Source organism: Bacillus sp. JJ1609 (genome assembly GCF_036967045.1).
Classification (GTDB): Bacteria; Bacillota; Bacilli; order Bacillales; family Cytobacillaceae; genus Mesobacillus.
In genome coordinates this window covers 82,468-91,259 of record NZ_JBALSS010000021.1, presented here as the reverse complement: position 1 = coordinate 91,259, position 8,792 = coordinate 82,468, and the positions used below count along the sequence as shown (strand labels likewise).

Sequence of the window (8,792 nt, the reverse complement as noted above, 5' to 3'; positions counted from 1 at the left end):
GCTTGCGCTTTTCTTATTTGAGTGTTGCCTGAGCCTATGGGCAAATGTATAATGAAAACAATACATACTACCAGCTTTGTTTAGTTTTGGAGGGAACAATTAGTGAATAAATCAACAATCGCAGAAGTCAATAAATATGAAGGTAAAGAAGTTAAAATTGGAGCTTGGCTTGCAAATAAGCGTTCGAGCGGAAAAATTGCTTTCCTGCAGCTTCGTGACGGGACAGGCTTTATTCAAGGAGTCGTGGTGAAGAGTGAGGTAGCTGAAGAAGTATTCCAGCTGGCGAAATCAATCACTCAAGAGTCCTCCCTTTATGTAACTGGAACAGTTACAAAGGATGAAAGATCAGCTCTAGGTTATGAATTGCAAGTCAATGGAATTGAAGTAATCCATCAGGCAACTGATTATCCGATTACACCAAAAGAACACGGAACTGAGTTCCTAATGGATCACCGCCATTTATGGCTGCGGTCAAAACGCCAGCATTCCGTGATGAAAATCCGTAATGAAATCATTCGTGCAACATATGAATTTTTCAATGAGCAAGGATTTTCAAAGGTGGATCCTCCAATTTTAACAGGGAGTGCTCCTGAAGGAACTACAGAATTGTTCCATACTAAATATTTCGAAGAAGATGCTTTCTTATCCCAAAGCGGCCAGCTTTACATGGAAGCTGCTGCGATGGCACTTGGAAAGGTATTTTCATTCGGTCCGACTTTCCGTGCTGAAAAGTCAAAAACACGCCGTCACCTCATTGAATTCTGGATGATTGAACCAGAAATGGCGTTTTATGAATTCGAGGACAGTTTAAAGGTGCAGGAAAATTATGTATCTTATATTGTCCAATCTGTTGTGAAAAACTGCCAGATCGAACTGAAAACGCTAGGTCGTGATGTTTCCAAGCTGGAGAAGATCCAGGCTCCATTCCCAAGAATCAGTTACGATGATGCAATTAAATTCCTCCATGAAAAAGGATTTGATGATATCCAGTGGGGAGATGATTTCGGTGCTCCACATGAAACTGCAATTGCAGAAGCATATGAGAAGCCTGTTTTCATCACGCATTATCCAACGTCATTAAAACCGTTTTACATGCAGCCTGCTCCTGACCGTGAAGATGTAGTCCTGTGTGCGGACTTAATTGCGCCAGAAGGATATGGCGAAATCATCGGTGGCTCTGAGCGTATCCATGACTTTGATCTGTTGAAGCAGCGCCTGGAAGAGCATGGCTTGCCGCTTGAATCATATGAATGGTACTTGCAGCTTCGCCAATTTGGATCCGTTCCACATTCAGGATTCGGATTAGGACTTGAAAGAACAGTTGCCTGGATCAGCGGGGTAGAACACGTTCGTGAATCCATTCCGTTCCCTCGTTTATTGAACCGTTTATATCCATAAGCATGGATTCAGGATGGCCCGCATATTTGCGGGTCATTTTTTAGTTAATTTGAAGCAGCTGTCTTTGGGTATACTTTAGCTTGTCCAGCCGGTAAGTTTTTTTGACAAGGGAAAACTAATCGTCTGCAATGCTATCGTAATTAATGTGAAAAGATTTTAGATAGCTCTCATCATACTTTTGAGGATTTAGCCTTTTATTCTTTGGCTCTGTTAAAGCTGAATGTTGATTTTTAAACCCTGTTGATTGTAGTGGAAGGTGCGTAGACTCCTGCGGGCTCAGCGCCAGCCCCGCGGAAAGCGAAGCACCTGGAACGAAAATCAACAGCCTTGTTTAAAAGCGACTTTTTTGCTATTTTTCGACTAATTTCCCTTTTTAATCTTTTTCTATTTTATTACCAGCCGGGCTTGTTCATGCTATACTATGAAAAGAGGTGTCCGGAATGAAAAAAGCAGATATGTTAGATTGGCTGAAGGAAGGGAATATTACCATTCCTGCTGTGCTGCTTACACAGTACAAAGAAATGAGATTAAACGAACAAGAATTAGCACTTTTACTTCATGTATTCTACTTTTCAGAAAAAGGAAACGAATTTCCTACTCCTACGGAACTTGCTGCCCGCATGACGATATCAGCCTTCGAATGTACAGATTTGCTCCGAGCACTGATTCAGAGAGGGTTTATATCAATTAACGATGGCGATTCTACAGATGGGATCAGATATGAGAAATACTCACTGGAGCCACTTTGGGAAAAGCTGTTCGATCAATTCATGCTCAAACGGAAGAAAGAAAAAGAGCTTCTTGTCCGACAGGAAGAAACGGATTTATATACTTGTTTCGAAAAAGAGTTTGGGAGGCCATTATCACCATTTGAATGTGAGACTCTTGCGATGTGGATGGACGATGACCATCATGACCCGATTATCATTAAAGCTGCTTTAAGGGAAGCCGTCATATCAGGCAAGCTGAATTTTCGGTACATAGACCGAATTCTTTTCGAATGGAAGAAAAATGGAATAAAAACAATTGAACAAGCTAAAAGTTATGGAAGAAAATTCAGGCAGCACCAGAACCTGCAAAAGATAGGGAAGGAAGAACCAAAGGTTTCTCCGAATCCTGTTCCATTTTATAATTGGCTTGAACAGTAATCTTTTACGAGAGAATTCATTCTCTCGTTTTTTTATCCAGGCTCTTTTTGTAAACTTTATTGACCTAATAAAAAAGAAGTTTGATAAGTATTATTTAGCTGGCTCTCAATCTATGAGGTTTAAGCCATTATCACTTTAAAAGCGTGGGTGAAGTCAATGTTAAATAAGCAAGAAATAAGATATTGCCTTGATGAGATGGGCAAAATGTTTCCAGATGCCCATTGTGAGCTGGTTCATTCCAATCCCTTCGAACTAGTCATAGCGGTAGCGTTGTCGGCACAGTGTACAGATGCATTGGTTAACAAAGTAACAAAAGGTTTATTTGAAAAGTATAAAACACCCGAGGATTTCCTGAGTGTCCCTCTAGAGGAACTGCAGCAGGATATCAGATCAATAGGGTTATATCGCAATAAAGCCAAGAACATCCAAAATCTCTGCAGGCTGCTTATAGATGAGTACGGTGGAGTAGTTCCCTCAGATCGAGATGAATTGACAAAGCTCTCTGGTGTAGGAAGAAAAACAGCTAACGTTGTTGTCTCTGTTGCATTCGGTGTCCCAGCAATAGCAGTGGATACTCATGTTGAAAGGGTCAGCAAGCGACTTGCTTTTTGCCGCTGGAAGGATTCTGTCCTAGAAGTTGAAAAAACTTTGATGAAAAAGATCCCAGAAGACGAATGGTCTATCACTCATCATCGAATGATTTTTTTCGGCCGATACCATTGCAAAGCGCAAAACCCAAAATGTGAGACGTGTCCTTTGCTTTTGGTATGCAGAGAGGGCAAGAAGCGAATGAGGAGCAGAGACTAAGTGGAAAAAGAATTTCCTTTAGCAGAGATTGAGGAACTCAGCCATAATATTATCCTGAGGTGGAAGCAATCAAAGCTTGCACTCGAAGGAATTTTTAAAAATAGAGAAGGCGAAAAGGTATTGCCAATAATGAATGACTCAATTGAGCTTTTCTATGAATACCTATTTATTTCAAACGGTAAAAAGGTTAATGGGAAAATCAATGATTATCTAGTTAAGCCTGTAAATGTCGAGGAAAGGCTTAATTTCATTGAGACAAAGCCGCGTCTATATCACTCTTTTGTACAATTAGCAGAGCTGTATTCCGAACAGGAAAAGCTGTTTGCCAAGAATATGGCTTTAAATAAAATCAAAAATAAACGTCCTGACTAAGTCAGGACGTTTATTTTAATTATTGGCTCTGTTAAACTTGTCTGTTGATTTCCGTTCCAGGCACTCGCTTTCCGCGGAAGAATTATGAAAAAGCCCAACTGCCGGCTTTTTCATAATTCTTCTAGGGGCGTCAGGTGAGCCTCCTCGTCGCTTTGCTCCTGCGGGGTGCAAATGATCCAAGGGATCATTTCACCTTGGTCTCACCTTGGCCGCTGATCCCGCAGGAGTCGAGTGCCCTCCGCTCCAATCAACAGGTGCTAAAAATTAACATTGAACTAAAACAGAGCCCAATTATTTAACGCTTAGGTCTTAAAAACCAGGAATGGAAACATCCCCGCCATCGCCAGTACCGTCGCCAGTACCATCTCCGGTACCAGTGCCATCTCCGGTACCAGTGCCATCTCCGGTACCAGTGCCATCTCCGGTATCAGTGCCATCTCCAGTACCGTCACCATTACCATTACCGTTGCCATTACCGTTGCCATTACCGTTGCCATTACCGTTGCCATTGCCATTGCCGTTGCCATTGCCATTGCCATTGCCGTTGTCGATAGTACCATCATCTTCTGGTTCAGTCGGAAGCTCTGGAACTTCAATTGTCACTACGGCTGGATCAGATTGTTGGTCACCTCTGACAGCAGTTACTTTGAATGAGTAGATTCCACCTGGAACTGGATTTGCAATTTTTAATCCAGTTTCGGAGGTAGTTGTAAGTTGTTGTTCAGGACCTTCATCAAGTGATGCAGTAACCACAAAGCTAATATCTTTTTTGTCCTTTTGCTTGAAATCCCATTTTAAGATAATTTCATTTTTCTTTTCATCAAACTTCGCTTCCAGTTTGCCAGGAGTTTCTATTTTGTCAAACTTTTTGGAGACTTCATTTGGAACATTCCCTTTTACTGCCCATTCATAAAGGACTTGATCCTCTGGTGTATATTCGCTTGCAAGCTTGGCAGGCATAGTGCCTTTTTCCACTTTCACTCTTTCTACACTTTTTGGAACTGTGAAATCTGGAGTGTCAACATCCTGGGAAACATAGGACATTAAGTCTTTAAAGAGCATTTGTGATATTTTTTGTTCAGTACCATATAATGCGGTCTTTCTATTTTCATATCCAGTCCATATAGATGCTGTATATCTGGTCGTATAACCTACAAACCAGGAGTCTGGCACACCGCCAGAACTGATGCCCCATTTGTTTATATCATCTTCAGTGTAATTCGTGGTTCCGGTTTTACCAGCAACATGAAGGCTTGGGATATTTGCATATGTTGCACCTGTACCAGTTGTAATTGCAGTTTTAAGCATATCAGTAACCATGAAAGCTGTATAATCCTTCATGACAACTTCAGTTTCAGGTGTCATATCAATTTCTGTTTTGTCTCTAAGAACAATTTTTTTGACAGCATATGGCTTCGTAAAGAAACCATTGTTGCCAAATGCTGCATATGCTCCCGCCATTTCGATAGGTGAAATTTCATGCGCACCGATTGAAGCAGATTCATAAATTGGATCATTTAGCGTTAAGCCGAGGTTAGTACCAAATTCCCGAGCTTTTTCAGCTCCAACTGCCTGGAATGCCTGAAGTGCTGGAATATTGATTGATTTTGCCAATGCCAATCTCATTGTCATGATTCCGTTATACTTGTCATTCCAGTTTCCAATGGGCTCCCCATTTGAATAGGTCATAGGCTTATCTTCGAGCATATGGTAAGTACCCCAGCGTAAATGCTCAATAGCCGGGCCGTAGTCCAGGATCGGCTTTATAGTTGATCCTGGCTGTCTTTTAATATCTGTAGCGAAGTTCAGTCCCCTTTGAACTTTTTGGTTCCTGCCTCCGCCAATCGCCCTGATCTCTCCAGTTTTCGTGTCGAGCAGAGTAATGCTTGCCTGCATTTCATCATTTGGGAATTCTGCGGCAGCATTCGTACTTAAAATATTCTCTACATGAGTTTGTGCTTTAGGGTCAAGGGTTGTATAGATTTCTAATCCGTCGGAAAAGATATCAAAATCGCCTTGAGCTTCAACTTCATCTATGACCATATCAACAAACGCGTCAAATGGTTTTTCATCTTTCTTTTTACGATTTTCTTCCTTAACTAGTGTGGATTCTACCGGTATTTTTTGAGCTTTTTCCATTTCTTCCTTGGAAATGAATCCATGCTGGTGCATCAATGATAATACAATATTTCTGCGGTGCTCTGCTTCTTTGGGATGCTTGAATGGATTATAATTATTAGGGCTCTGAGGCATTCCCGCAAGCATTGCTGCCTCATGAAGCTCAAGTTCATCCAAGTCTTTGCCAAAATATATTCTTGAAGCAGTTAAAACACCATGACTGCCTTCAGACATAAAGATTTTATTGACATACATCTCAAAAATTTGGTGCTTCGTATACTTTTGTTCAAGCTGGTATGCAAGCCATGCTTCCTGTGCTTTTCTTGAAATAGTCTTTTCAAAACCTAGGAAGTAGTTCTTTACCACCTGCTGTGTAATCGTCGAAGCTCCCTCTGATCCAAAACCATGTGTGATATTGGCAATTACCGCTCCGCCCAAGCGGATGACATCAATACCATTATGCTTATAGAATCTGACATCTTCTGTGGCAAGGAATGCATTCTCCACTAGTTTGGGAATATCCTCGTAGACCACATAGTCTCTATTTTCTGAACCGACCTCTGTGACAAGATTATTATCTTTATCATAAATCTTTGAAGATATCGGATCTTTAAGCGTAGCTTTATCAAGTTTAGGAGTATCCTGTATCATAAAAGCAAAGACAGCTACCCCAGTAAGCATGCCAATAATTCCAAGGGTAATCAACGCAAGGAAAATCTTTTTGAAGGTTCCTTTTTGTTTTTTATTGCCTTTGGGTTTATTATTTTTGGCTGCCAGCTGTTTTCGCCGCTCCTCTCTTGTTTGCGGTTTCTGTGCCATATTTTGTTCCTTCCTTTCTAACATTAAAACTCTTCTCATAACTTTGCTGTTATTTATTTTTTTTGATAGGGACTTTTACGAAAAGAGACCGAAGCCTAAATTTAAAACAACAACATATGCGATAATAACTAACAAAAAATCTAACTAAGTTTATAAAGATAATCTATAACTTTAATATAGTCAATCCTTGGGTGGAGCCCGAGTGGGATTTGATTGCCTAAAGCTTCGACTTCTTCCTTTGTAATCGACTTTCTTCCTCCAGATTTCATTCTATCCCAAAAAGTAAGCAAATGGCTTGCTTCCAGAAGGAAAACCTCTTCTTCAGTAGAGAAACGAAGGATGACAAAGCAAATGCCGCCCTGATCCAGAACTGATTTCATATGGACAATCTGGTGTTCATGAAAGTTTTTTAATGGAAAAGAAGTAGAGAACTTAGTCTCTTTCGCCTCAAAATCAATGTACCTTCCTTTGTAGACACCATTATAGTCAGTAGTGGAGGCCTGTTTAAAGTATGCCTCTTTTATGACTGCTGCACTCCTGCGGGGATAATCAACATTTACGATTTGAACTGGTGTCGGTTTTTTATGGATTACTGCAATCGCTCTGTCGAGATAATAAGAGTTGGTTTCGTTTAAATCTTCCTCTAGTGTCATGCCACGGTTGCTGTATGCTGTGTTTTTTTCTTTTTTAATCTGAACGGCCTGTTCTGGCTTTGGGTTGTACCTTTTGCCGTTTGGATAATTAAAAATCAAGCTGACCACCTCACAAACTACTCTATATCATACCAAATATGATGACTTTATGGTTGAATAAAAAGCCCCATTTAAATTCACCCTAAAAAGAACCCAAAGTAAAGGAAGAGAAAAGGTGTGTCAATAACCCAAAATCCCCAATATTATCAGCTGCCAGATGAAGAAACTGAAGTCATTCAAAAAATCAAGATTGAGACAGAAATAAATAATGTAGATAATATATCCAGAACAAATGCGTATCTGCAATATTATTTAGAGACTCCAGAAATGACCTGGGCGTTTCTGGCAAGCATGGTATCAAGAAACGGCGGCTATAATATGTGCGACCTTGAGGGAGAATGGTTTCCGAGAATGATCGATCCCGCCATCAGGAAGCGTTTATTCCTGACATATGAAAGGGCAAACTGGCTGATTTTCCGTGATGCCTATTCACAGCTCCTTTTATACACCTATTCGACGAAAAAAAACACTCCAATGTTTCACTTGTTAAAATTCCTTGACGTATCAGCTTTTATGGAGAAAGAATGGCATCGATTCTGGGAAACAAGGGACAAGAAAAGAATGATGATAGCATTGATCGTTAATGAACAAAATGTAATCCATAAACCAGTGATCAAGCACCATGTATTTAAAAAGAGGGTGTTTAACACTTGGTTGTTCTCATTTGAAGATTTTTTCCATTTTAGCACTGTTCTTTTTCCTACTTGTGATGGGGAGCTCTATGGAGCAAGTGTTAATGGATTCAAATCCGTAAATAAAAGGATTGACCTGGGAAAAAGATTAGCATCGATTTTGTTTGATCAGCGTAAATATCCCTTATTTCTTGAATTCGCCCTGAGGACAGAACATACCGCTTCAAGACATGATTATGAAAAATTTTTTCCAGTGTATAAAAAAAGAGACACTCCTTATCTCAGGTGCACCTACCCAATCATCAGCCACCATTACCATGAACAAGGGGACTGGTATAAAGAGAGGAAGTTTCAGCATGAATGGCTTGAGAAAGAGATAAAACATAGACATCCAATTCATTTGACAAAATGGTATCTCCAAAAGCAAAAACAACTTCATGCACTAGTTTATTTAAAGGATATATTTACCACATTTTAAAATAACAAAACAAAAAGCAAGGGAGCCCCTTGCTTTTGTTTAATCACTCAGCAGGACGATTTGGTCCTTCAAGTTTTTTGTCACCATATCCTGCTTTTTTCTCAGGTGTATTATTTGGATTCTGCACTTTTTTGTTCTGCTTCTTATTCATAAAAACACCTCCCAAGATTAGTTTGTTCATTTGGGATTTTTTCATGCGGCCCATAGGTGTCGAAGGGTGTAATCCTTGTGATAAAAAAGCACTTTGTTTGCCGAATTCCTTCTAGTT

At 40.1% G+C, this 8,792-nt stretch carries 7 protein-coding genes; 5 read left to right on the top strand and 2 right to left on the bottom strand.

All coding sequences use genetic code 11. The features are described 5' to 3' along the window. Positions 1-102 precede the first annotated feature (102 nt). The 4 genes from asnS to V7654_RS16335 all read left to right on the top strand — a co-directional run bounded on the left by asnS (position 103) and on the right by V7654_RS16335 (position 3,725). Entirely contained in the window at positions 103-1,398 is a 1,296-nt protein-coding gene (gene asnS / locus V7654_RS16350; protein ID WP_335431697.1) for an asparagine--tRNA ligase, read from the top strand. A gap of 440 nt (positions 1,399-1,838) precedes the next feature. Further along, positions 1,839-2,546 (top strand): DnaD domain-containing protein, encoded by a 708-nt coding sequence (locus V7654_RS16345; protein ID WP_207499774.1) that lies wholly within the window; start codon positions 1,839-1,841, stop codon positions 2,544-2,546. 156 nt (positions 2,547-2,702) lie between these two features. After that, positions 2,703-3,353: an endonuclease III gene (gene nth / locus V7654_RS16340; protein WP_335431694.1), complete on the top strand. Its 651-nt coding sequence runs from the start codon at positions 2,703-2,705 to the stop codon at positions 3,351-3,353. After that, the gene (locus tag V7654_RS16335; RefSeq protein WP_335431692.1) at positions 3,354-3,725 is read left to right on the top strand and encodes a YpoC family protein; all 372 of its coding nucleotides are present in this window, start codon (positions 3,354-3,356) and stop codon (positions 3,723-3,725) included. It begins immediately after the preceding gene. Positions 3,726-4,034: 309 nt separating this feature from the next. Here V7654_RS16335 and V7654_RS16330 read toward each other — a convergent pair whose 3' ends face one another. Next, a complete protein-coding gene (locus tag V7654_RS16330) occupies positions 4,035-6,662 on the bottom strand; it encodes a PBP1A family penicillin-binding protein (RefSeq protein WP_335431691.1) in 2,628 nt (875 codons plus the stop codon). A 140-nt stretch (positions 6,663-6,802) separates the two neighbouring features. Continuing rightward, positions 6,803-7,414 (bottom strand): Holliday junction resolvase RecU, encoded by a 612-nt coding sequence (gene recU, locus V7654_RS16325; protein ID WP_335431690.1) that lies wholly within the window; start codon positions 7,412-7,414, stop codon positions 6,803-6,805. A gap of 123 nt (positions 7,415-7,537) precedes the next feature. On the opposite strand from recU, the gene V7654_RS16320 reads away from it, so the two are divergent. Next, positions 7,538-8,524 (top strand): DUF2515 domain-containing protein, encoded by a 987-nt coding sequence (locus V7654_RS16320; RefSeq protein WP_438825315.1) that lies wholly within the window; start codon positions 7,538-7,540, stop codon positions 8,522-8,524. Positions 8,525-8,792: the final 268 nt, after the last annotated feature.